Source organism: Absicoccus porci (assembly GCF_003725415.1).
GTDB lineage: Bacteria > Bacillota_I > Bacilli_A > Erysipelotrichales > Erysipelotrichaceae > Absicoccus > Absicoccus porci.
This window is the reverse complement of sequence record NZ_RJQC01000003.1, coordinates 240,993-265,833: the sequence shown is the minus strand read 5'-3', so window position 1 is coordinate 265,833 and position 24,841 is coordinate 240,993. Positions and strand designations below refer to the sequence as shown.

22 protein-coding genes and 2 tRNA genes are annotated in these 24,841 nt (G+C 37.4%); 6 read left to right on the top strand and 18 right to left on the bottom strand.

Translation table 11 applies throughout. The features are described 5' to 3' along the window. The first annotated feature begins 151 nt into the window (after positions 1-151). Positions 152-1,228 carry a site-specific integrase gene (locus EDX97_RS09365; protein WP_128520896.1) on the top strand — a complete coding sequence of 359 codons (1,077 nt, stop codon included), beginning with the start codon at positions 152-154 and terminating at the stop codon, positions 1,226-1,228. A 72-nt stretch (positions 1,229-1,300) separates the two neighbouring features. On the opposite strand, the gene EDX97_RS09360 is transcribed toward EDX97_RS09365, so the two are convergent. From EDX97_RS09360 to EDX97_RS09350, 3 genes are all read right to left on the bottom strand, one after another. Beyond that, a tRNA-Thr gene (locus EDX97_RS09360) sits at positions 1,301-1,375 on the bottom strand. Between the two features lie 47 nt (positions 1,376-1,422). Further along, complete coding sequence (locus EDX97_RS09355) at positions 1,423-2,487, bottom strand: hypothetical protein (protein WP_128520895.1); 1,065 nt, start codon at positions 2,485-2,487, stop codon at positions 1,423-1,425. A gap of 86 nt (positions 2,488-2,573) precedes the next feature. Further along, a tRNA-Leu gene (locus EDX97_RS09350) sits at positions 2,574-2,661 on the bottom strand. 101 nt (positions 2,662-2,762) lie between these two features. Between EDX97_RS09350 and mnmA the strand changes: the two genes are divergently transcribed. After that, positions 2,763-3,926 (top strand): tRNA 2-thiouridine(34) synthase MnmA, encoded by a 1,164-nt coding sequence (gene mnmA / locus EDX97_RS09345; protein ID WP_173446312.1) that lies wholly within the window; start codon positions 2,763-2,765, stop codon positions 3,924-3,926. Beyond that, positions 3,916-6,045: an SF1B family DNA helicase RecD2 gene (recD2, locus tag EDX97_RS09340; RefSeq protein ID WP_183164333.1), complete on the top strand. Its 2,130-nt coding sequence runs from the start codon at positions 3,916-3,918 to the stop codon at positions 6,043-6,045. Before mnmA ends, recD2 begins: the two co-directional genes overlap by 11 nt. Before the next feature lie 15 nt (positions 6,046-6,060). Here the strand turns inward: recD2 and EDX97_RS09335 are convergent, their stop codons facing one another. The 4 genes from EDX97_RS09335 to parE all read right to left on the bottom strand — a co-directional run bounded on the left by EDX97_RS09335 (position 6,061) and on the right by parE (position 11,514). Continuing rightward, positions 6,061-6,774, bottom strand: coding sequence for a biosynthetic peptidoglycan transglycosylase (locus EDX97_RS09335; RefSeq protein ID WP_128520892.1), 714 nt, complete (start codon positions 6,772-6,774; stop codon positions 6,061-6,063). Positions 6,775-6,818: 44 nt separating this feature from the next. Next, complete coding sequence (locus EDX97_RS09330; RefSeq protein WP_128520891.1) at positions 6,819-7,031, bottom strand: YneF family protein; 213 nt, start codon at positions 7,029-7,031, stop codon at positions 6,819-6,821. A 74-nt stretch (positions 7,032-7,105) separates the two neighbouring features. Next, entirely contained in the window at positions 7,106-9,589 is a 2,484-nt protein-coding gene (parC, locus tag EDX97_RS09325; RefSeq protein WP_128520890.1) for a DNA topoisomerase IV subunit A, read from the bottom strand. Then, a complete protein-coding gene (parE, locus tag EDX97_RS09320) occupies positions 9,589-11,514 on the bottom strand; it encodes a DNA topoisomerase IV subunit B (RefSeq protein ID WP_128520889.1) in 1,926 nt (641 codons plus the stop codon). Before parE ends, parC begins: the two co-directional genes overlap by 1 nt. 102 nt (positions 11,515-11,616) lie before the next feature. On the opposite strand from parE, the gene plsY reads away from it, so the two are divergent. Continuing rightward, positions 11,617-12,237: a glycerol-3-phosphate 1-O-acyltransferase PlsY gene (plsY, locus tag EDX97_RS09315; protein WP_128520888.1), complete on the top strand. Its 621-nt coding sequence runs from the start codon at positions 11,617-11,619 to the stop codon at positions 12,235-12,237. Here the strand turns inward: plsY and EDX97_RS09310 are convergent. The 5 genes from EDX97_RS09310 to EDX97_RS09290 form a co-directional block, all read right to left on the bottom strand. Continuing rightward, complete coding sequence (locus tag EDX97_RS09310) at positions 12,232-13,395, bottom strand: alanyl-tRNA editing protein (protein ID WP_128520887.1); 1,164 nt, start codon at positions 13,393-13,395, stop codon at positions 12,232-12,234. The genes plsY and EDX97_RS09310 overlap by 6 nt on opposite strands. Before the next feature lie 42 nt (positions 13,396-13,437). Next, complete coding sequence (locus EDX97_RS09305) at positions 13,438-14,244, bottom strand: hypothetical protein (RefSeq protein WP_128520886.1); 807 nt, start codon at positions 14,242-14,244, stop codon at positions 13,438-13,440. A 30-nt stretch (positions 14,245-14,274) separates the two neighbouring features. Further along, on the bottom strand, positions 14,275-14,490 hold the full coding sequence (locus EDX97_RS09300; protein WP_128520885.1) for a hypothetical protein: 216 nt from the start codon (positions 14,488-14,490) through the stop codon (positions 14,275-14,277). Beyond that, entirely contained in the window at positions 14,490-15,005 is a 516-nt protein-coding gene (locus tag EDX97_RS09295; RefSeq protein WP_128520884.1) for a nitroreductase family protein, read from the bottom strand. Before EDX97_RS09295 ends, EDX97_RS09300 begins: the two co-directional genes overlap by 1 nt. A gap of 331 nt (positions 15,006-15,336) precedes the next feature. Next, positions 15,337-16,527, bottom strand: coding sequence for a homoserine dehydrogenase (locus EDX97_RS09290; RefSeq protein WP_128520883.1), 1,191 nt, complete (start codon positions 16,525-16,527; stop codon positions 15,337-15,339). A gap of 91 nt (positions 16,528-16,618) precedes the next feature. Here EDX97_RS09290 and rho point away from each other — a divergent pair, with 91 nt between their 5' ends. Continuing rightward, on the top strand, positions 16,619-17,902 hold the full coding sequence (gene rho, locus EDX97_RS09285) for a transcription termination factor Rho (RefSeq protein ID WP_128520882.1): 1,284 nt from the start codon (positions 16,619-16,621) through the stop codon (positions 17,900-17,902). Here the strand turns inward: rho and buk are convergent, their stop codons facing one another. Beyond that, positions 17,903-19,006, bottom strand: a complete 1,104-nt coding sequence (gene buk, locus EDX97_RS09280) for a butyrate kinase (protein ID WP_128520881.1) — start codon at positions 19,004-19,006, stop codon at positions 17,903-17,905. Positions 19,007-19,080: 74 nt separating this feature from the next. On the opposite strand from buk, the gene EDX97_RS09275 reads away from it, so the two are divergent. Then, positions 19,081-20,106 (top strand): lysylphosphatidylglycerol synthase transmembrane domain-containing protein, encoded by a 1,026-nt coding sequence (locus EDX97_RS09275; protein ID WP_183164332.1) that lies wholly within the window; start codon positions 19,081-19,083, stop codon positions 20,104-20,106. A 5-nt stretch (positions 20,107-20,111) separates the two neighbouring features. Here EDX97_RS09275 and EDX97_RS09270 read toward each other — a convergent pair whose 3' ends face one another. The 5 genes from EDX97_RS09270 to EDX97_RS09250 all read right to left on the bottom strand — a co-directional run bounded on the left by EDX97_RS09270 (position 20,112) and on the right by EDX97_RS09250 (position 24,718). Beyond that, positions 20,112-20,717 carry an HAD family hydrolase gene (locus tag EDX97_RS09270; RefSeq protein ID WP_128520879.1) on the bottom strand — a complete coding sequence of 202 codons (606 nt, stop codon included), beginning with the start codon at positions 20,715-20,717 and terminating at the stop codon, positions 20,112-20,114. 46 nt (positions 20,718-20,763) lie between these two features. Then, positions 20,764-21,966 (bottom strand): acetyl-CoA C-acetyltransferase, encoded by a 1,203-nt coding sequence (locus EDX97_RS09265; protein ID WP_128520878.1) that lies wholly within the window; start codon positions 21,964-21,966, stop codon positions 20,764-20,766. A gap of 99 nt (positions 21,967-22,065) precedes the next feature. Beyond that, a complete protein-coding gene (locus tag EDX97_RS09260; protein WP_128520877.1) occupies positions 22,066-22,908 on the bottom strand; it encodes a transporter substrate-binding domain-containing protein in 843 nt (280 codons plus the stop codon). A gap of 8 nt (positions 22,909-22,916) precedes the next feature. Then, positions 22,917-24,251, bottom strand: a complete 1,335-nt coding sequence (locus EDX97_RS09255) for a citrate synthase (protein ID WP_128520876.1) — start codon at positions 24,249-24,251, stop codon at positions 22,917-22,919. Then, a complete protein-coding gene (locus EDX97_RS09250) occupies positions 24,248-24,718 on the bottom strand; it encodes a hypothetical protein (protein WP_128520875.1) in 471 nt (156 codons plus the stop codon). The genes EDX97_RS09255 and EDX97_RS09250 overlap by 4 nt, the downstream gene beginning before the upstream one ends. Positions 24,719-24,841 lie beyond the last annotated feature (123 nt).

Here is a 24,841-nt window from a genome sequence, read left to right as displayed (position 1 = left end):
TAAAAAAAAGCTCTCACTGGCGGTGAACAAACTTCAATAAACAAACCGTCATAGAGAGCTTGTGCATAAAAAGAAAATAACTAGTCAACCATTTTTCTTTTTATGTGCTCATTTTAACATTTTTAAAAATTGAAAGAAAGGATGAGTACCAATGTCAATTGCAACACGGATGCATAACGGCAAAAAACAGTGGTCATACAGATGTTACTATACCGATCATATCGGAAAGCGAAAACAGAAGAACTCCAAGTGGTTCGATACGAAAAAGGAAGCTACAAAAGCAGAGGCACAGTTCATCGAGGATGCCAAATCTTCGAGCGGTACAAAATTAAAAAACGTGATAAAGGACTACATAGAACTACATAAATCAAACAATAAGCCTGAGACCATCGAGGACAAGGAATACATACTGTATACGTATCTGGAACCGTTGCTCGATGTGAAGGTCGACCGGATCAAGCCGGCCATGATCAAGCAGATACTGGAGTCGGATGATATCAAGAGGCTTTCCACGGCACGCAAAAATAAGATATACATCTACTTTAAAGGTGTATTTGAGCACGCATGCAATTTCTATGATCTATCACGCAATCCAATGCGCTCTATTCCATCATTTAAAATGACGGAGAAAGAACGTATGCATGAGATGACCATTTATACACCGGAACAGTTTCAAGCGTTCTGCGATGCGATTCCGGAGGCCAAGCGTGAATATATGATATTCTTTCATTTGCTTTTTTGGACCGGTCTAAGAAAAAATGAGGCCATGAGCCTCACATTTAACGACTATGATGGCAAGCGTGTCAATATTTGGAGACAGTTGAAGCGAAGCTCACGCAGTGAATTTACGGTCCTCAAAAGTCCAACGTCCAAACGTACTGTAGCACTGGATAAAGCCACGATAGAGCTATTGAATGAACAGATAGATAAATATAAGGGCATGCCCGGATACAGTGCAGATTGGTTCCTTTTCGGTGGATATAAGCCATTATCATTGACCAGTATCGACCGCGTAAAAAAAGAAGCCATCGAAAAGAGCGGACTTCCTTATATCCGTATCCACGACTTCCGGCACTCTCATGCTTCCTATTTGATTGAAAAGGGTGTCAACATGTACAAGATATCCAAGCGGCTTGGACACAGCTCGATAACCATCACTATGGACAGATATGGGCACCTTTTGGATCGCCAGGAAGATGAGATACTGGACGCTATAGAAAACGGATAACCGAAACATAAATGAGATATAAATAAGATATAAAAAATAAAAAGCCCTTTAAATAAGGGCTTTTATGGCATATGGTGCCGAAGAGAAGATTTGAACTTCCGACCTACGCGTTACGAATGCGTTGCACTACCGCTGTGCTACTCCGGCATCTGTCCATAATAATACATGAAACCGGATTGTATTTCAAGATGAAATTAGTAGCTTGTGTCATAACCATCACTTGTATAACTGCCATCATAATACGTGCTATCTTGTGTTGTCGTAGTATCATAGCTTGATGCATTCGTTGTATCACTTGATGAAGTATCCGTTTGTTGCGAAGATGTTGTATCTGTTGTTGATGTTGAATAATTTCGATAAGATTTACACAACTGCGAGAATGTTTTCGTGGATACCTGCTGACAAAGCGTATCAATTTGTGCTTTGTCGGTTTTATTCAATTTATCATATGTATCTTCATAAGAAACAATGGTTGCTTTTTGGTCTTCCGTATACGTTACCCAATTGGTGATAAAAGTTGATAACGTATTCAAACGATCTGCTTCTTGTTGTTTCTTTTCTTCTTTTAAATCATTGAAAATAGTCGTTAATTTCTTACCCGTCTGTTCTTTGAAATACGCATTGATATTGGTCTTTTGTTCATCTGTCAACTTGTTGTATTTTTTTTGGTAATTCAATAATTCACTCTTTTCTGTATCTGAAGACATGCTCCATTCATCTGCATAGCTTTGCAACGTTCGATATGTTTTTTCCATGGATTGTGTAACCAAATGCTGTGGGTCATAAATAATCGTCTTATAGGCATAACCAACTAATAATCCAGCAATCACTAAAACAATACATAGAAAAACGATCAATCGAAATTTAAACGAATTTGATTTCTTTTGATGTTCTGTTAACTTTGATTCTTCTTTTTCATTTTCTTGGTACAACGTCCGCTTTAATTTCACACGTCCGGTTGCTCCCATACGAACAAGAGTATCCGTTAAAGACAAATCTTTCTTGGTTTCATCTTTATCATCTTTCTTTTTTGATTTTATCTTTTTGATTACTCTTGTCGATTCGACAGGTACCGTTGCTTCTTTTTCTTTATTTTCATTAATAACTTTTTGAATATTTATTAACGATTGATCCCCCTGATCAAACGAGATTGATTTTGTTGTAAAGTCAGGCACATCCAATTGATCCAACTTTTCTTGCGATTCACGCAAACGATCAATTGCACTTTCCTTTTTACTGTCCTTTTTATTCTGCACCATTTTGATCCTCTTAATGACTTATATTTTACCATAGGAATATTGAAAACGGCATAAAAAAAACGAGCATCGCTCGTTTCTTTATTACATGGTGCCCAAGGCCGGACTCGAACCGGCACGAGCTCATCACTCGGTGGATTTTGAGTCCACTGCGTCTACCAATTTCACCACTCGGGCATTGCTCATTTATAATACATCATGTTTCTACTTCTTGCAAGCAAAAATTTTGTTTATTTTATGAATTTGCGTATAATTAAATACGCAAGGAGGATTTGACAATGAAAGTACTACTCGGATTAAGTGGTGGCGTTGACTCAGCCGTGGCTGCCTATCTATTAAAGAAGCAAGGACATGACGTCACCTGTTGTTTCATGCGCAATTGGGATAGCTTTGCCAATAATGATATTGCTGGTAATCCCACCATTCAAGACCCAACTTGTCCCCAAGAACAAGATTATATGGATGCCAAGGCCGTTGCCAACAAACTAGAGCTACCCTTAGAACGTGTCGACTACATAAAAGAATACTGGGATCATGTTTTCCAGACTTTCTTGGATGAATATGCCAAAGGACGAACACCCAATCCAGATATTCTTTGCAACAAATATATTAAATTTGATTCTTTCTTTCAATATGCAATTGACCACGGCTTTGATGCAGTCGCAACAGGACATTACGCATCAACCACCGAAGAACATGGATTTAAATATCTAAGTCGGGCTGCTGATCAGAATAAAGATCAAACGTATTTTCTTTGTCAAGTCAATAAAGACGCCATACAAAAAACCCTATTCCCTTTGGGAACGATTGAAAAACCCGAGGTACGAAAAATTGCCAAAGAATTAGAATTGGATAGTGTTTCTACCAAAAAAGACAGTACTGGTATTTGTTTCATTGGTGAACGTGATTTCCGTAAATTTCTAACCAATTATCTACCCAGTAAAAATGGTAAGATCGTCGATATTGATACGTTAGAAACAGTTGGTGAACATATTGGTGTTCTATACTACACCATTGGCCAACGTAAAGGACTACACATTGATCACATCAAAGGACCATGGTTTGTCGTCGGTAAAAATGTGAAAAAGAATATTCTCTTTGTTTGTCATACGACCCATAAAGATTGGTTATATAGTGATTCTTGTTTAGTTAAAAATATCAACTGGCTTGTTGATGATCAATATACGATTCCTTCCGATTGCACAGCTAAATTCCGCTATCGCCAACCGGATCAAGAAGTACACCTAGAGTTCATCGATCCAACAACCGTTATGGTCCGTTATCCACAAAAGATTTCAGCCATTACCTGTGGTCAAGAAGCCGTATTCTATGATGGCAAGATTTGTTTAGGTGGCGGTGTCATTGAAGAAGTATATCGAGATGGCAACGATCTTAACCAAACTATAATTCACTGCTATGAGGAGTCAAATCATGCCAACTGAAACGTTGGAAGCAAAACTTCAATACGTGATCTTTGAAAATCCAACAAATCACTATGTGGTGGCTCAATTTTCGGAAATCAAGACGTATCATGTCTTCACCGCAACCGGAATGATCAACGAACCACTTGAAGATCAAATTTATGAATTAAATGGACAATATGTGACACATCCTCGCTACGGTAAACAATTTCAGATTCTTTCTGCTCAAAAAAAACTACCCAACACAAGCGATGCCATCGTTCGCTTTCTGAGTAGTGATGTTTTTCCTACCATTGGTAAAAAAACAGCCGAAGATATTGTGAATCACTTAGGCGAAGATTGCCTGAATCAAATCAAAGAAGATCCTAGTTGTTTGGATTCCATTACAAAATTAAATCATAAACGTAAACAAATTATCATTCAGGGTATCCAAGATTTTGACGGCTTTTCACAAACGTATGCTCAATTGATGCAATGGGGACTCGATCAAACACGCATCACTTTGTTGCAAGAACACTATGAAGATGTTATGGACGTGATTCAAGAAGACTGTTTTCGTCCTTACTATGAAATTAATGGCTTTGGATATAAAAGTGCTTGTAAACTAGCCAATGGCATGGAACTTCCAGCCAAGGATCAACGTCGTCAAGACGCCTATATCCATGAAACCATCTGTCAGGCCGTTTTAAAAACTGGCAATACATATATTACATTACCTTGGTTGATGGCATATTTAGCCCAAGTCGATCAACAATTGATCATTGATTCCGTTCATCGATTGGCCAAACAAGAAATCATTCGACTCGTAGAAGATCGCATTTATCCCTTCCATCTCTATGAAGAAGAACAATGGATCAGTTCTATTCTTTTGGCTCATTCTCAACCCATTGATGAGATTGAAGTAGATACGATCAACAACAAAATCAAAGCCATTGAATTTGAGAATGCGATCACCTACGAAAACAAGCAGAAGCAAGCTATCTTTACCTTTTTTCAAAATTCTGTCATGTTGATCAATGGTGGTCCGGGTACCGGTAAAACAACCATTGTCAAAGGAATCCTAGAACTATGTCAAGATTTCTATCCAGATGCCACCATCCAACTGTGTGCACCAACAGGACGAGCTGCCAAACGATTAGCACGATTATCTTGCTACAGCGCTAAAACGATACATTCCCTTTTAAAATGGAATATGGAAGATAATTCCTTTGGAATGAATGAAGACGATCCCATCGAAGTTGATTTTTTAATTGTGGATGAATTCAGTATGGTAGATACCCATATTTTTGCAGCGTTATTAAAAGCATTGGAACCACACTGTCATATTCTTCTTATCGGTGATGAAAATCAATTGGAAAGTGTCGGACCTGGAAAAGTCTTTAAAGATATCATTGATAGTCATTTATTTCCAATCATCCACCTAGAAAAAATATTCCGTCAAGCTAATGGCAGTGGCATTGTCACTCTTGCCAATCAAATTCGAACGGAACAAACTTGTACCTATGAAGATGGAGTAACTTTTATCGAGCAACCCACAGAAAATATCTTACCCACAATTCTAAGTATTACACAAAATTATGATATAAATTCTTTTGAAATTTTAGCACCTATGTATCATGGCGGTGCCGGTATCGACCAAATCAATATGGCCATGCAGAAACTAAAAAATCCACCCTCTGCAAATAAAGCAGAACTACACGTTGGTGCTACCATCTTTCGTGAAGATGATAAAGTCATGTTGTTAAAAAACTTACCGGATGATAATGTCTTCAATGGCGATATTGGTACGATCATTGCCATTGAAACAAAGAAAAAAGAATATTGTGTCAGTGTTGATTTTGGTGAAAATGTTGTCGATTTTGACAGTGATATCCTATATTATCTAAAACATGCCTATTGTATCAGCATTCATAAATCACAAGGTAGTGAATACCCCATGGTCATCTGTGTTGTGGATAAGATCAATACTCGCATGCTCAATCAACGCTTACTGTATACGGCAATATCTCGTGCAAAAAAGGAATTATTTATTATTGGCCAACTGCGTTTATTTGAAAGCAGTGTAAAAACAAAACAACGTCATATTCGTCAAACAACACTCAAACAAGCGTTACAACACCACAAAACGGAAAGTGAATGATCACTTTCCGCTTTTTTATTGCCAAATTGATTCGGCATATATTTCATCTGCTTGTGTTTGATTTAAATATTTATATTCAACCATCGCATCCAACACTAATTTTTGTCGTTCTTTTGCATCTTGAACATTTTCTGTACTGGTTAACTCATATTTATTTGGTACTTGTGGAATACCAGCTAAAATCGTACATTGTGCATCGGATAAATCGGCTGGTTCTTTACCAAAATATCCATCGCTTGCTTCTTTGATACCGACATATCCATTCCCATAATTGATTACATTCACATATAACGCAAATATTTCGGATTTTGAATAATGCGATTCCAATTCTCTGGCAAAAAAGAACTCTGCCAACTTCCATGATAGATTCGAATCATACTGACCATATAAATTCTTCGCTAATTGTTGAGTGATGGTTGAGCCACCACTTTTCAACAAATTCTCATTGATTTGACTTAAGATAGCACGAACCAAACCAATATAATCGACACCATCATGTTCAAAAAAACGATGATCTTCAATCGATACGGTTGCTCGGATCAATGTATTTGGTAAATCATGATATTCCACATAGGAATCACTATTTTCTACTTGTTCAACCAAAGTAGTTAAAGAACCAGTTTGAGCAGAAAACCGTTGAAATTGTACATATCCATAAAAAGCCAAAGAAGCTAAGCTTATGGATAAAACAACAACAATGGCTAAAAATATATGTAAAATTTTTTTCATAGCTCTCCTTTTAGAAAAAGAGAAGTGCTCTCGCACTTCTCCACTTATCGATTCGAGTTAATAGATTTCATGATCTGACGAATTTGCGCTTCACTAGGTTTTCGCCCCATCTGAAGGAACATTGCACGGATCATTTTTTCATTGATTGGTGGATTTTCTTTTAATTCTTTTTCAAATCTTTTCTTTGTGAAATAGAAACCTAAAATAGCTCCAATCACAATTCCAACTAATGTAAATAAAACTGATTGTAATCCCATGTATACCCATCCTCGCTATCTACTTGGTTATTTTACTATCTTTTCCTATGTTTATCAACTATTTTACTACTCCCTCAATCAAACAAAGTAGCCTGTTCAAATTCTTCTGGTTTTTGTGTCCAATTTCCCTTTTTTATCGTTTCGATTGGACATTCAATCACAAAATCATTCATCTTGCCAAATGGCGTTGAGAACGTAGCAGCCGGACTCATCAAAGAAATATCTTTGGCCTTAAAATCAATGGATTCATCGCCCATCAACACAAAAGAAGTTTCCATATCTACGCCATATATTTGATCAATCCAGATTGGATTGCTCTTGACCCATTTACACAAACGCAAACCCTTTGCAGGACGATGCAATTGTGCAATATCTTCCACTTTCAAACGTTTCATTTGTGCATGCTGACTAATGACTAAGACCTGTGGAATATCTTTTGAAATGACCGTCATGCTCGCTACTTGATCATTATTCGATAAATTGATGGCTTTGACCCCTTTGGTACGTGTAGACGTTTCTGGCACCTGCTCGACTGGATACATTAGACCATACCCATTCACACTGGCCAAAACAATTTGATCTTGATTCTCATAACTCAAGTGCACACTACACATCGAATCCAAAGATCCAATTTTCATGCATACCATTGTTTTATTTGCTCGATTGACTGCTAATTCCGAAAGCTTGGTCCGCTTGATCATACCAGCCGAAGAAGTCATGACCACATATGTATGTTCATCAAACTCACGCAAGAAGTACGCTCGAATGATCTTTTCATTGGAATCCATTTTGACATAATTTCCCAAATGCGATCCCATATCTTTCCATTTCGCTTCTTCTAACGCATACACAGGAACATAGCCATATGTCCCTCGATCCGTAAAGAACAATAATGTATCTAAAGTACTGCATTGACCATATCCCAAAACCACATCGGTTTCTTTATGACCGCAATCTCTTGGATTCGAAGCATTAAAAGAACGTAAAGATACTTTTTTGACATAGCCATCACGTGAAATCGGAATAACAACTTGTTCATCCGCAATCATGGCTTGGCGATCAATCTTAATCTCTTCTACATTGGCTTCAATCATAGTTCTTCTTGGCGTTGGAATTTGCTCATTGATTTCCTTCAATTCGTCAATGATAACTTGATGTAATACACTTTTTTTCGTCAATATTTCATGCAGATGCTTCAACTCTTTTTTCAAGCTATTGTATTCCGTTTTTAATTCTTTCACATCGGTATTGGTCAAACGATACAATCGCATAGAAACAATCGCATCTGCTTGTTCTTGGGTAAAATCAAATCGATTCATCAAATTTTTGATCGCATCGGATTTATTCTTAGAAGAACGAATGATTTGAATAATTTCATCCATGATTGAAACCGCTCGAATCAAACCTTCTAAAATATGAGCACGTGCTGATTTACGATCATATTCATACTTCGAACGCTTACTGACAACATCTTCACGATGTGCAATAAAAGCGTCTAAACAAGCTATCAACGACATCTGTACCGGTGCTTTATCTACGATAGCGATCATATTGTAGTTATAAGAAACTTGTAAATCTGTATTTTTATATAAATAATTTAAGATTTGTTGGGCATCGATATCCTTCTTTACATCCACCACGACACGTAGTCCCGTACGATCACTTTCATCACGAACATCCAATATTCCATCAATCGTTTTATTCAAACGAATCTCATCGATTTTTTTAACCATCTGAGATTTAACGACATCATATGGAATTTCGGTAACAATCAATTGCTGGATCGTACGCGTTTGTTCAATATGGACCTTTGATCGAACCATAACTTTTCCACGTCCGGTTTCAAATGCTTGACGAATACCTTTGGCTCCCATCGCAATACCACCCGTTGGAAAATCAGGTCCTTTGACGATTGGTAATAAATCATCTAATGTACATTCCGGATGTTCAATCCGATAGATACAAGCATTGATTACTTCATTTAAATTATGTGGTGGAATATTGGTCGCATAGCCAGAAGCGATACCACTAATTCCATTGATCAATAAATTTGGAAAACGAGCCGGTAGTACCGTAGGCTCAAGTTTTTCATCCGAAAAGTTGGGTGCCCATTCTACCGTTTCTTTATCAATATCTTCCAATAAATAATTCGCGATAGGACTTAAACGTGCTTCGGTATAACGCATGGCTGCAGCCGGATCATCATCGATTGAACCATTATTACCTTGCATATCAACCAAAGGATTGGTGATTTTCCAGTTCTGCGAAAGACGAACCATTGCTTCATACACTGAACTATCACCATGCGGATGATAATTACCAATCACATTACCGACCGTCTTTGCTGATTTTCGATACGGATGATTCGCTGTATTTCCATCTTCATACATCGCATACAAAATACGACGTTGCACTGGCTTCAAACCATCTCGTGCATCAGGCAAAGCACGCTCTTGAATGATATATTTCGAATACCGTGCAAAACGATCCGCCATGATTTCTTCAAGATCATCATGTAAAATGTGTTCTGGCTTTACGACCTTTTGTTTTTTTGCCATCAAGCCACCTCCTTGGCATAATCATCTTCAAGAGTAAATTCAACATTATCTTCGATCCAAGCGCGACGAAGATCGGCACGATCACCCATAAACTCAGAAACACGACGTTCAGCTAATGCTGCATTTTCAATTGTCACACACAATAAAGTCCGCGTTTCTGGATTCATCGTTGTTTCCCATAATTGATTGGCATTCATTTCACCCAATCCTTTATAGCGAGTCAATGTATATCCACTCTTTAATTCTTTTCGTTTTTCGGCTAATTCTTCATCTGAATACAAGTAATATTCTTCTTTTCCTTTGGCAATTCGATAAAGTGGTGGCAGAGCAATATACAACATACCCTTATAAATTAGATCGCGCATATATCGCCAAAAGAAAGTCAATAATAAATTTTGAATATGTGCACCATCATCATCCGCATCGGTCATGATAATGACTTTATAGTAATTCGAATCCTCTGCTACAAAGTCTTTACCCACACCAGCACCTAAACAATGAATGATCGTATTCAATTCTTCATTCTTCTCAACCGCTTCTAATTTGGCTTTTTCCGTATTTAAAACCTTACCACGCAAAGGCAAAATAGCCTGATAACGGGAATCACGCCCCTGTTTAGCCGAACCACCAGCCGAATTTCCTTCGACCAGGTATAACTCTTTTCGACGTGCATCTTTGGATTGCGCATTCGCTAATTTTCCCGACAAGATACGCTCGGTTCTTTGTTTCCCTTTGCCTTTTCGTGCTTCATCACGCGCTTTTCGAGCTGCCTTACGAGCACCAGCCGCCTTTACGATCTTGCGAACTAATGTATCGGCTACTTCCTTATTTTCTTCTAAGAAATAACGCACATTTTCACTCACGACCATATCCGTCGCTTGACGTGCTTCTGGCGTTCCCAACTTTTCTTTGGTTTGACCTTCAAATTGTAGAAGCTCTTCAGGAACGGTTAAATTAATGACCAAGGTCAAACCTTCACGCACATCTGAACCTTCAAATCCTTTATCTTTTTCTTTTAAGAAACCATTCTTACGTGCATATTCATTAAAAGCTTTGGTGAAAGCTTGTTTTGCACCCGTTTCATGGGAACCCCCATCATGTGTACGTACCATATTCGTAAAAGAAAAAATATTTTCTTGGTATTGATCCGTATATTGAAACGATCCTTCTACTTTGATGGAATTATATTCACCACTAAAATTAATTGGATCATGCATAGGTGTACGATCTTTATTGATTTCTTCAATAAATGCTTGTAAACCATTTTCATATTGATACACTTCTTCCCTTTTTTCTTTTCGAAGATCCGTTACAATGATCTTTAATCCATTTAATAGAAAAGCATCTTCTTGTGCTCTTTCACAAATCTTGGAATACGAAAAACGATCCGCTTTAAACAATGAAAAATCAGGTAAGAAAGTAACTGTACTACCGGTACGATTGGTTTTTCCTTCATGAACCAATGGTCCAATCTTCTTATCACCATGTTCAAAACGCATGGACCACTTGTCAGTACCATCATAAACAACGACTTCACACCAAGCACTTAACGCATTGACAACACTGGCACCTACACCATGCAAGCCACCAGAATTACGATATCCTCCCTGTGAAGTAAATTTACCACCTGCATGTAGAACAGTAAAAATAACTTGTAGAGTTGATACCCCGCTGGCATGTTTTCCCACGGGCATACCACGTCCGTGATCTTCAATCGTGACCGAACGATCTTTATTTAAGGTGATATGAATTTCATTTCCATATCCATTCAATGCTTCATCAATAGAATTATCTAATATTTCCCAAACCAAATAATGGAGTCCTTTGGCATCTGTTGATCCAATATACATACCTGGACGTTTCCGAACAGCATCCAGACCTTCTAAAATTACGATGCTATCTTCATTATATTGTTGTTTTGGCATGGTATCATCCTTTCATACAAATACAAATTATAAGTGAATCAAACATTTTCTTCAAATGTTTGATGTTGATTATGATAAGATAATATAGGTAGAGGTAGAACTATGGTAACAAATATCATTATATTAATATGTGGATATCTTCTTGGATCCATTCCTTTCGCATTAGTTATTGGCAAGCTTTTTTATCATACCGACGTCCGTCAGTATGGATCCGGTAATTTAGGAGGCACCAATGCAGGAAGGGTATTAGGCAAAAAAGTCGGTGCAGCTGTTATCCTTTTGGATGGCTTAAAAGTTGTATTAGCCATGGGAATTGCTAGCATCTTTTCCAATGAAGCCATTGCCATTTGGACAGGCCTAGTCTGTGTCATTGGTCATTGTTGGCCTATCTTTGCGAAGTTCAAAGGCGGCAAAGGCGTGGCATCTACGTATGGTTTCCTATTAGCGAGTTCCATTTTTATTTTTCATTCCGCAACCAACTTTTTAATTCCATTGGCAATGTTCTTCATTGTACTGTATATTTTTAAATTTGTCTCTTTGGCAAGTATCACAGCCGTCATAACATCGAGCTTATTCATTACTGGTACATCATCGATCATGAATGTAGAATCTTGTTTCATTATTATTGCCAGCTGGTGCTTAACTCTTCTAGTCATCAATCGACATGCTGGAAACATTGAAAAAATAAAAAAAGGAACCGAAAATACGGTATCCTGGTTATAACGAGTCATTCCATTGTTGAATGACTTTTTTTATGGTTTCGATATCTGTTTGAAACGTTCCTTGCACCATTTCTTTCTGTCCTCCACCACGACCGCAAAGCAAAGCATTCAATTCTTTGACCTTGGTTTTCAAATCAATCGTTTGGCTAGCCATAACATACGAATATCGCTCTTGATTTTTTGATACGACTATCGCGACAAGACAATCCGTATGTGACAATACATAGTTACAAAAATCACGCATTGTATATCGATCCACATCCTCTTCCAAAAATTGAATTTTCGATGTCGGAAGCATCGCCGTTTTTAATACGATATACTTCTCCTGCCATTTATGAATAGTTCTTGATTTTTCATTGCTGTCTTCTTGTGCTTTTTTTACAGCGGCAACAATACCTTCCACAGGCACGGAAAACATCGGTGATAACTGGGCACAAATCGTATGTTTTAATTGATGATCCATAATAGCTTTACGACCACAAATCAATTGTAGACGTACCCCTTGTTTATGCTTTTCCATGGAAAGAATCTTAATTGGCCCAATTTGCCCTGTTCTTTCTACATGTGTTCCACAACAAGCACATGTATCATAAGACCCAATCTTAACAATGCGAACATCTCCATCCAATGCTTTTTTCGAACGATAAGCCATGTGTTCTCGTTGTTCTTTGGTTGGCCATTCAATCGTGATAGGTATATCTTGAAACACAACGTCATTAGCCAACTTTTCAATGGATTCGATATCCGTTTGTGTCAACACACCATTAAAATCAATCGTCATCAATCCCTGTGTATCTAAATGGAATCCAACATTATCATAACCAAATTGTGCATGTACCAATCCAGACACAATATGCTCGCCTGAATGTGACTGCATCATTAAAAATCGCCGATTCCAATCAATCATGCCATGTATGGTTTGTCCAACTGTAAAAGGTTGATCGACATAATGATAGACCACATTATCTTTTTCTTGTACATCCAGAACCGAAGCTGTATCTATGGTTCCTAGATCACATGGTTGCCCTCCACCTTCTGGATAAAACGCCGTTTGATCCATTGTCAATACATAACCTTTTTTTATTTTTTGACAAGAACGCACGATGGTGTCAAATTCCTTCATCATTGGATAACAATAATAATAGGCTTCCGGATTCATAGCTTTCCTCCTTCCGAATGAAAAAGCGAGCAATTACTCGCTTTAATTCACATCAATTGTGAAATCATATTCTTGACCTAATGAATCAAAAACAGAAGTGATAACTTGACTCGACTTTTCCGGACTGACTATTGAAAATAATACAATACCACTGGATGAATCACCCGGATCAATGGAAGAGGCAATTTGATCATATCCCTCTCGTTCAATAATTGATTCCGATGTATTCGGATTGATCACTGTATCACCTTGTTGAATAACCGTATAAGCCGATGCACAATACAATTCATAATCCGTCTTATTTGTCACTGTTATATATACTCGTGTTTCTGATTCTGCATACTCCACTTTCTTGACTTCAAATTGCACACCATCTATTTTTTGCGAACTCTTTTTCGGTTTGATGGTTTTATAAGCCGGTGCCTCCACTTTATCATACGTTGTCTTGGTAATTTTGGCATCACTCAACTCAGCTACAGGCAAATCATCGCCAAACGCATTTTTTCGCGTAACGATATCATTAATTTTGGCATCCACTTTGATGTAATCCCCAACTTTAAAGTTCGCATTGGTCGTGGACACAAAGAAATACCGTGTACCTTGGCCTTTGTAACAAACTAGATATCCATTGGCTCCATCAACTTGTGGCCCACTGGTAATCTGGCCGTATACTTTGATCCATTTACCAATATAATTATCCGGCTCGATCAAGGCACTCTCAATTTTTTTGGCCTTCACATAATTTGATTTTGAACCATCTGATTTCACCACATTGATCGGACTCGCACATCCTTCACATAACAACACAAAACAAAGTATCAATAGAATCCATTTACTTCCCCTTCTCATGAATTTCTTCCCTTTCTTAGTATTCAAGTGTTATTTTTCAATCCAACCCAATTCGATGCATTGTTGATGAATGGCTTGATGTAAAGAAACATCAATACTTAATGGCTCCCCACTCCACAATGCATGATATTTCTTATAATCTTTTTGAAAAACAATTTCAATCACATTCTTTTTATAAATCATCAACAATTGATCATTTGTATCCAACTCATATCCTAAGGCTTCAAACATCTCTTGTGCTTTCATTATTCCACCCAAACCACACGATTTGGTTTTCGTGGTGCAGCATCCGGTGTATCCAAAGCATACCCTAGAATACAATGACCAATTCCTTCATATGATCCACTAATTCCTAATTTTTTTAAAATTGCTTTTCCTTCTTCACTTTCAAATTCTTCTTTTGCGCGATGGATCCAACATGAATCCACACCTAAACTATGCGCAGCATTCATTAGATTTCCCATAACTAACGAACCATCATAAATATAGGTAGGACGTGTGGTATCCGCTAAAACAACCAAAACAACAGGTGCTTCATAAAAAGGATCAAAATCCCAGCCACCAATTTTTCGATTCATTTCCGATAATTGATCACGCAATGCTTTATTCGTAATAGCGAGAATAATAACCGCTTGTTGTCCCATTCCACTGGGAGCATACAAACCAGCATCTATAATTTTTTCTATCGTTTCACGCGATACCATCTGATTGGAATATTTTCGATGAGAACGTCGTGTTTTTAATGTTTCGAGTGTTTCCATTCCATTCACCTCGCATCTATTATAATCGTCAAATCATAAATTTGTAAACAAATAAAAAAATGGCTTTGACTAGCTAAATAAGATGCGAAATTTCAAAAAAAAAGCACAGATTGCTCTGTGCTAATAGTTAAGGAAGTAATTCAAATTTGTATTCAATTTCTTTTTTTGGCTTTCTTAAATCCTTGAAAAATCGAAATAAGACGCCTCCAAAATAGATACAACCGATTAAAATCAAGAGAATCAATACACTCATGTTTATCACCACTTTACAATTATAAGATAAACAATGAATGTATAATTTTATTGAATAAACTGTAAAATATTCGTAAAACTATCCACGACGCAAGAATGAAATAATTGCAGCCGCTTTTGCTTTTTCTTTGAATTCTTTTTCAGTCATTTCCTTTGTCCAGAAACCAAATTCATCGTCATTGACACGAATCATTTCCACTTCACCAAACTGTGCTTTCACTTTTGCTTCATCATTGGCACGAACAAAGAACGTGTTCTTTACATCATCCAAAGGCAATAAAGGAAGCAGTTCATCTGTAATATCTTTTTTAACCGTTGTATGTAAATTTTGTGCACAATCTAAAATATCACTGACAACAGCACTTGCAGTTGGTAAAGAACCAGCACCAGAACCATAAAACATGGCTGGACCTAAACAATTTCCTTCGACATATACGGCATTTAATACATCATCGACTGCATACAAGATCATATCAGGACCAACTAATTTTGGAGCAACCATGGCCCATACACCATCTTCAGTTACTTTTGAAGTCGCTAGTAATTTGATCTTCATACCCATCTTTTTCGCATACGCCATGTCTGTCGTATCAATTTGGGTAATGCCTTGGCAAGGAACATCCTTATAGCTTATGTGTTTACCATATGCTAAAGAAGATAAAATCGCAATCTTGCGTTGTGCATCATGACCTTCAATATCTGCTTCTGGATGTAATTCTGCATAACCAAGATCTTGTGCTTCCTTTAAACAAGTCGCAAAATCCACACTTTTTTCATACATGCTTGTCATGATATAGTTTGTGGTTCCATTTAAAATTCCGGAAACCATTTCAATTTTTTCACCCATCAATGATGTATTTAAAGCACGAATGATTGGAATTCCACCACCACAAGAAGCTTCAAACATATAATTGACCGAATGTTTTGTCGCTAATTCACACAATTCCACACCGAATTCAGCAACTAATTCTTTATTGGATGTACAAACATTTTTTCCTGCTTCTAACGCCTGCTTTGTAAATTCATACGCAGGATGTAATCCACCCATCGTTTCAACAACGACATTGACATCTGCATCGTTTGCGATATCATTAAAGTCATGAGTAACAATATCTTCAACAGGTGTTCCTGGGAAGTCTCTCAAATCTAAAACATATTTTACTCTTACTTCGGTACCCACTTTTCTGGTAATCATATCTGCATTTGTCATTAAGACATTCACAACGCCAGCACCGACTGTACCGTAACCTAAAACCGCAACATTAACCATATACTGCGTCTCCTTTTCTATTCCAACATTTAGTTTACTAAGAATCCACAAGCTTGACAAGCTTTCAATCTATATAACTTCAGGAGGATATATGACACAAGAACAATTTGAACAATTATCGGTAAAAGAACTCAAAGCCATGGCTAAAGAAAAAGGGTTGAAAGGCCTCTCTCCCTTAAAAAAGAGTGAAGTCATTCAATTGTTACTGGAGCAACAAAAAAAAGAAGCATCCAAACCCAATGAGAAGAAAACTGCATCCGATCAACCAGCCATGGGTATCTTAGAAGTCTTGCCCGATGGATTTGGCTTTATTCGTTCGGAAAACTATTTACCCGGAGAAAACGATATCTATGTTTCTCATTCGCAAATTCGACGTTTCCATCTTAAAACCGGTGATATTTTAGTTGGTAAAAAACGAAAAAATTCCAATGACAAATTTAGTGCTTTGATTCGTATCAATTCCGTAAACGGTATCGATCCGGAAATCGTTAAGAAACGCCCCAACTTTGAAAATTTAATTCCTATTTTTCCAAACGAAAGGCTCCATCTTGAAATGGAACAATCTCTATCTATGCGAATCGTTGATTTATTAGCACCTATCGGAAAAGGTCAACGCGGAATGATTGTTTCACCACCCAAAGCAGGAAAAACAACTTTGTTGAAAAACATTGCGTTATCACTGCAAAAAAATCATCCAGAATGTCATTTAATTATCTTATTGATTGATGAACGTCCGGAAGAAGTCACAGACATCAAAGAAACCGTCCATGGAAAAAATACCGAAGTCATTTATTCCACTTTTGATGAAATGCCCGAACATCATAAACGTGTTAGTGAAATGGTCATAGAACGAGCCAAACGTCTTGTTGAATCGAGTCAAGATGTTGTCATTTTACTGGACAGTATTACTCGTTTAGCTCGTGCTTATAATTTAACGGTAGCCCCTAGTGGTCGCACTCTTTCTGGTGGTTTGGATCCCGCTTCATTGTACATGCCAAAACGTTTCTTTGGAGCGGCTCGAAACATGCGTCAAGGTGGTAGTTTGACCATTCTTGCAACAGCTCTGATTGAAACAGGTTCAAAAATGGATGATGTCGTCTATGAAGAATTTAAAGGCACTGGCAATATGGAACTGATTTTATCACGGAAACTACAAGAACAACGTGTTTTTCCGGCCATCAACATTGCCAAATCGGGAACACGACGTGAAGATTTGCTACTAACACCTGAAGAACTGGAAGTTTCCCGTATCATTCACCGCTCGTTAAATGGCCTTCGTAGTGAAGAAGCTACCGATCGCATCATTCATTTGTTTGCACATACTAAGAACAATTCCCAATTGGTTTCATTGATCCTACAAAAAAAGACGATTTGATCAATCGTCCTCAAAACCAGTCCATACCGGTTTTCCCGTGTAATGGACTGGTTTTATTTTACCGGTTAAAACATCATAAGCACCTTGGGCCATCGCTTCTTGTTCAAATTCCCCAGGATACGCATAGACCGGAGCAATCCATTCACACCCTACTTTAATGCCCTGAATGATATCATCAAAACGCAATAAACCACCTGTCAATAAAATACCATCTACATGTCCTTGCAGAACCGTTGCCATCGAACCAATCCATTTATTGATTTGATAGATCATCGCTTCCCAAACACGTTGTGCTTTTGGATTTCCTTTTTCTACTAAAGCATGGATCTTATCAGCATCACTTGTTCCAAAATAACTTGAAAGTCCACCTGTTTCGTAACACAGTGATTGAATTTTTTCTTTTGGTAAATCATATAAATAATGAAGCATATCCGTTACCGCCATGGATCCCATTCGTGTTGGCGTAAAAGGTCCTTCTCCGCCTCCGGCATCATTTCCATCGATCATTTGACCATGTTGATGTGCCGTGATAGAAATACCACCATCAATATGACATATAATAAAATTACTTTTCTTATAGTCTAAATGATATTTTTCACAATGCACACGAGCTGTTGCTTTTAGATTCAACGCATGAGAAACAGCCTTTCGATAAATACCAGAAACACCCGTAATTCGTGCCGCATCACACAGTTCATCCACAATCGGTGGATCGACCATAAAGATTCTTCCACCATAAATATTTGCTAGTTCTTTGGCTAGCTGAATACCTAACATCGAAACATGATACAAACCACCACGTGCATTTCTTGTATCATCCAACAAACGATCATCGACTTCATAGACACCACTCTTTAAGGCGTAACAACTTCCACCACGACCAACGATGGCATCTACCCCATGAAGATCAATTTGATGTTGCTCCAAAAATAATTGAATGACCATCATCCGATACATAAGTTGATCATTGATTTTTGGAAATTTCATCAAAACCGATGAATCATGAAAGACATTAGTAGAAAATTTACACTCCATATTTTCAAATAAAGCCAGTTTTGTCGATGTAGATCCAGGATTGATCACAAAAATCTTATATTTTTTCATAAAAATCCTCTTTTCTATTTCATTGTATGACGGAAAAAGAGCATGTCAAAAAAAAATATGTTAAAATACGTTTTATGAATACAGAAAAGAAAAGTTTTAAGAAAAGTGGAATCATTTTTTTGATCCTTGTTGTTATACTATTTGCATTCGTATTTCATTCTGTTTCTCTCAATGAAGTTATTGAATCGATTCGACAAACAGATCAACCATTTATTATCCTCGGCATGTTGATGATGGTTGCTTACTTGTTATGTGATGCTTTAAATATCTATCGGCCACTCCATATATTGGGCTATCCCATCAGCTACCTGCAATCTATTAAATATTCTATCTTAGGTTTTTTCTTTAGTTACATTACACCATCTGCAACCGGTGGCCAACCGATGCAAATATACTATATGTACAAAGATGACATCAATGTATCCCATTCTGCTTTGGTCTTGATCATTCAATTGATTGGTCATGAAACAGCTATTACGACATTGGCAATCATTGGTTTTATTAGTCAAAATGGCTTGTTGACAAAAGCTATGGGCCAAGCCAAATATACGTTATTGATTGGGATTGTTGTTAATGTTCTTATTGATTTATTTATGTTCTGTGTAGTTTTCTTTAAAAAAACAGCTCGAATTATCAATCGAATTGTTGTGAAGATTGCTGGCGTATTCTCAAAAAATGTAGCCACAAGAATTGATGCTTCCTTAAAACAAGTCTATGACGATTATCAAAATGGAGCGGACGATCTAAAAGCACATAAAGGTATCATTCGTAAAACGGTATTGACCGCTTTTTTCCAAATGTTGTTTATGTTTACTGTTCCTTTCTGTGTCTATTTAGGATTTCATTTACATCAATTCCACTGGTTCCAAATTACAATGATTGAAGCTGTGCTATTTGTAGCTGTTGGCTTTGTTCCATTACCAGGCGCTATTGGTGCAAGTGAAGGATTATTCTATATCTTATTCCGTGTATTATTTCCATCCAGTATATTAACATCAGCCATGTTATTAACACGTTGTATCAATTTATATTTCTGTTTAGTAATTGATGGCTTACTCATTCTTTTGTTTACCCATTGTCTAAAGAAAAGAGGGAATTGATTATTTCAATTCCCTTTTAGAATGGCCATTAAGTCCGATTCTGCTTGTCTTTGATCTTGATACCATAAGCCATACAAGCCAAATTGCTTACCAGCTTCTACATTCTTTTTTGTATCATCAATAAAAACAGCTTGTTTTGGATCAATATGAAATTGATCCATCATCATTTGAAAAGCTTTTAGATCTGGTTTGATGACATGATGTTCATACGACCAAAAACAACCATCGACCATGGAAACAAAATCCAGGGCATCCCGATTATCAGCAACACATGTTTTCCCTATATTTGATAGAATATAGACTTTCTGTCCCATCTGTTGAATCGATCGTATCCACGGAATCGTGGATGTTTTTTTCGATATGACACCATGAAGATGAATCAATGACTTTTCAATATCGTCTGCCAATTCTGGTGCATCTTGCATAAATCGATTTCGTATTGTCACATCATCCAAATTTCCTAAATCATATTCCAACCAAGCTGGATGATCAAACACGGCTTGAGTTAATTGTTTGGCTTTCGCTGGTTCATACCCACGTTTTGAAAAATAAATGTCACGATCAAAATGAACTAAGACCCCGCCAACATCAAATATTACTGTATTGATCATTTTTTCTCCAAAGAAAAAGGAGCTCAAAAGCTCCTCTATGATAGAATTAGTCTTCGTATGCTTCAACAACAGTGGCACAACCCATACCACCACCGATACACAATGTAGCTAAACCACGATGTGCTTTTCTTTGTTTCATTGCATACAATAATGTAACTAAGATACGTGCACCAGAAGCTCCAACTGGGTGACCAAGAGCAATCGCACCACCATTGACATTCAATTTTTCTGGATCAAAGTGCAATTCTTTAGCAACTGCGCAAGATTGTGCAGCAAATGCTTCATTGGCTTCATATAAATCGAAATCATCGATTGTTAAGCCTGTTTTCGCAAAGACTTTCTTTGTAGCGGCAACAGGACCAACACCCATGATGGATGGATCTACACCACCTAAAGCACCAGCTACCCAAGTAGCGATTGGTTTAACGCCTAATTCCTTAGCTTTTTCTTCACTCATAACAACCAATGCAGCAGCACCATCATTGATACCCGATGCATTACCAGCTGTTACAACACCACCTGGCTTACCAGAGCAGCATTTTAATTTAGCCAAAACTTCTGGTGTTTGTCCTTCACGTGGACCTTCATCTGTATCGATAGTAACGATACCTTTTTTACGTCCCATATTTACTTCCAATGGTACGATTTCTTCTTTAAAACGTCCATTATCACGTGCATCACAAGCTTTATTTTGTGAATGAGCAGAGAATTCATCTAATTCTTCACGTGTTAAATGCCATTGTTCTGCAACGTTTTCAGCCGTGATCATCATATGATAATCATTGAATGCATCCCATAATGCATCATGAACCATCGCATCAACCAAACCATCTTTTGGCGTATTCATACGCATACCATAACGGCCATGATTTAATACATAAGGACCACGAGACATGTTTTCCATACCACCAGCAACAACAACATCTGCATCACCGGCAATGATCATTTGTGCAGCCATATTTACACAGTTCAAACCAGAACCACAAACAACATTGACTGTAACAGCTGGAGTCGTTACAGGAAGACCCGCTTTAATTGAAGCTTGACGAGCTGGGTTTTGTCCCAAACCAGCCTGAATAACATTACCCATATATACGTGTTCGATATCTTCTGGTTTCAATCCAGCACGCTTTACTGCTTCTTTAATAACGGCAGCACCCATATCCACAGCAGGAACAGAGCTTAATTCGCCACCCATTTTACCAATTGCGGTACGACATGCACTGGCCAATACAACTTTTTTTGTCATTTTTTACCTCCATATTTTGTTAAAATCTTCACAAGTGTATTATGACACATTCCGAAACAGCTTTCAATAGAAAATGTCCGTTAAACAACGGACATTGTATTATAAGTCATACGATTTCTCTAAAGCCTTGATGCTTCCATCCTTTTTCCATTGCTTGACTTCATTATTCACAAATTCAGATAAGCCCGAATCTTTTTTCGTCGCAATTCCATATTTTTGCGGTGCAAATTCAGCATCAATCAAATGACGAGAACCAGTTGTATACCCTTTTAAAATGGACGTATCTGTACTCATGCCATCAATATCACCTGCTGTTAAGGCAGCATCACATTTCGTATAGTCATCATACACATGGAAACTAACGCCTGTTGTCCATGTAGTTGGATCAAAATTATCTTCATCAAAACCAGTTCCATTAATCAAGCCTTGATCAATCATGGCTTTCACCAAATCTTTCGCACTATTTGAATTTGTAACTACACCAATGGTACGCCCATTTAAATCACTGAGAGTCTTAATATTGTCATCATCAACTAAAACAGAAACATGGGAAATATAATAAGGCGTTGAAAAATCAAATTCTTTTTTACGTTCTTTCGTAATTGTATAGGTAGCTATTACACAGTCAATCTTGCCACTTTTTAATAAAGTTTCACGGCTCGTTGTTGTAACCGATGTATATTGAACTTTCACACCCAAATCATCAGCTAACTTTTTAGCTAGATCAACTTCTAAACCTTGATACTTACCATCTTTCTTTTCACTAAAACCAGGTACAGATTTCTTAACACCCACACGTAGAACACCACGATCTTGGATTTTTTGAATGTCTTTTGTATCCGGAATGGAAACAGAACGACTAGAAGAGCTTGAAGAACAAGCAACCAAGGCAATGCTTAAACAAGCTGCCATACACACTTTGATAAATCTTGAAATTTTCATATGGATACCTACTTCTCTTTACGTTCCATTATACTACGATAAGCTGGACGAATGATCTTTCCTTGTCCAATTTTTTCTTCCAGACGATGTGCTGACCAACCAACAATACGAGCAATCGCAAACAATGGTGTATACAATTCTCTTGGAATTCCAAGCATTTCATAGATAAAGCCAGAATAGAAATCGACATTTGGACTCACACCCGTTTTGATATGACGTTTTTCTTTGATCAAATCACAAGCTTCTTCTTCAACGATTTGATACAAGGACATATCCTGCTCACGATTTGTTGCAGATGCTAATTTTTGGGCATAATCTTTTAAAATGATCTCACGGGGATCACTAATGGAATAAACGGCATGACCCATACCATAAATCAAACCTTTTTTATCAAAAGCTTTCTTATCCAAGATATCATTTAAATAATGACGAATCTCATCACGATCATTCCAATCCGATATATGGCCTCGAATATCATCCATCATTTTGATCACACGAATATTCGCACCACCATGCTTTGGCCCTTTTAAAGAACACATACCCGCAGCCACCGCTGCATATGTATCGGCACCTGTCGAAGTTACCACACGCGTTGTGAAAGTCGAGTTATTACCACCACCATGGTCCATATGAAGCAACAAACAAGTATCTAAAACCTTAGCTTCCAATGGTGTATATTTACTATCTGGACGTAACATACGCAAGAAGTTCTCTGCTGTTGATAACTCTGGTTTTGGACGATGAATATACATACTCTGCATATTGTTGTAGTGATTATCCGCATGATAACTATAAACAGCTAACATAGGGAAAACCGCAATCAATTCAATACATTGACGAATATTATTTGAAATGGAATCATCCAAAATGTTTTCATCATAACTCGATAATGTCAAGATTGATCGAGTCATCATATTCATAATGTCATGGGTTGGTGCTTTCATTAAGACATCACGCGTAAAATTGGTTGGCAAGCGACGACTTTTTCCCAATTTAGCAGAAAACTCCGTCAATTGCGCATCCGAAGGCATTTGGCCAAACAACAATAAATAGGCCACTTTCTCAAATCCCAATTCATTCTTTCCTAATGAATCAATAATGCTGCCAATACGGTATCCACGATACCACAGCTCACCTTCAATCGGAACACGCTGTCCATGCACACTTTTAAAACCATTTAATTCGGAAATACGCGTCAATCCTGTTAATACGCCTTTTCCATTTTCATCACGTAATCCACGATATACACCATATTCCCGAAACAATGTATCCGAAATATAATTTTCTTCAATACAATGCGGTGCTTGCATTGCTGCATATTCTAATATATCGCTATCGTTCATTTCTCTTCCTCCAATTCAAGTATTCCTTTCGCCATGATCGATTCTAATTCATTGAGATTTTTTACCAATCCCTTAAATCGATCTTTTCCATAGCGTTGGATCACTTTCGTGTAATATCCCTCTAAGATATCTATTTGATCCTGGGTCGCTTTCTTCCCCATTTTCGTAGGAACAACATACGTTCCTTGATCGCCATTTCCTTCAAATTCCCAACGAATCAGATCTTGTGCTGCCAATGTTTGTGCCATCTCCGATATCTTTCGAATTGGCAGTTGCATTTGCTGAGCAAGGTCATTGATATACATACGACCTGGATGATTGACCACCACAACCATAAACATAAAATCAGCAGAAGACATCTTTTGAAACAATTGTTCACGATCACAAGATAATCGATCCAATAATGCCCGAGTCGTTAAAGAACGAATGGCATGATAAAGTAAATCTTTTTCAATTGTTTCAGCCATGTCTACACCTTAATTCTAAAAAATCTAATTTTATTTTCATGATAAAATAAACGCAAGGCCAACATATTTGTTGGCCTCTTCTTTTATTTCAAGAATACAAAATCTGTATACCGATTTGAGAAG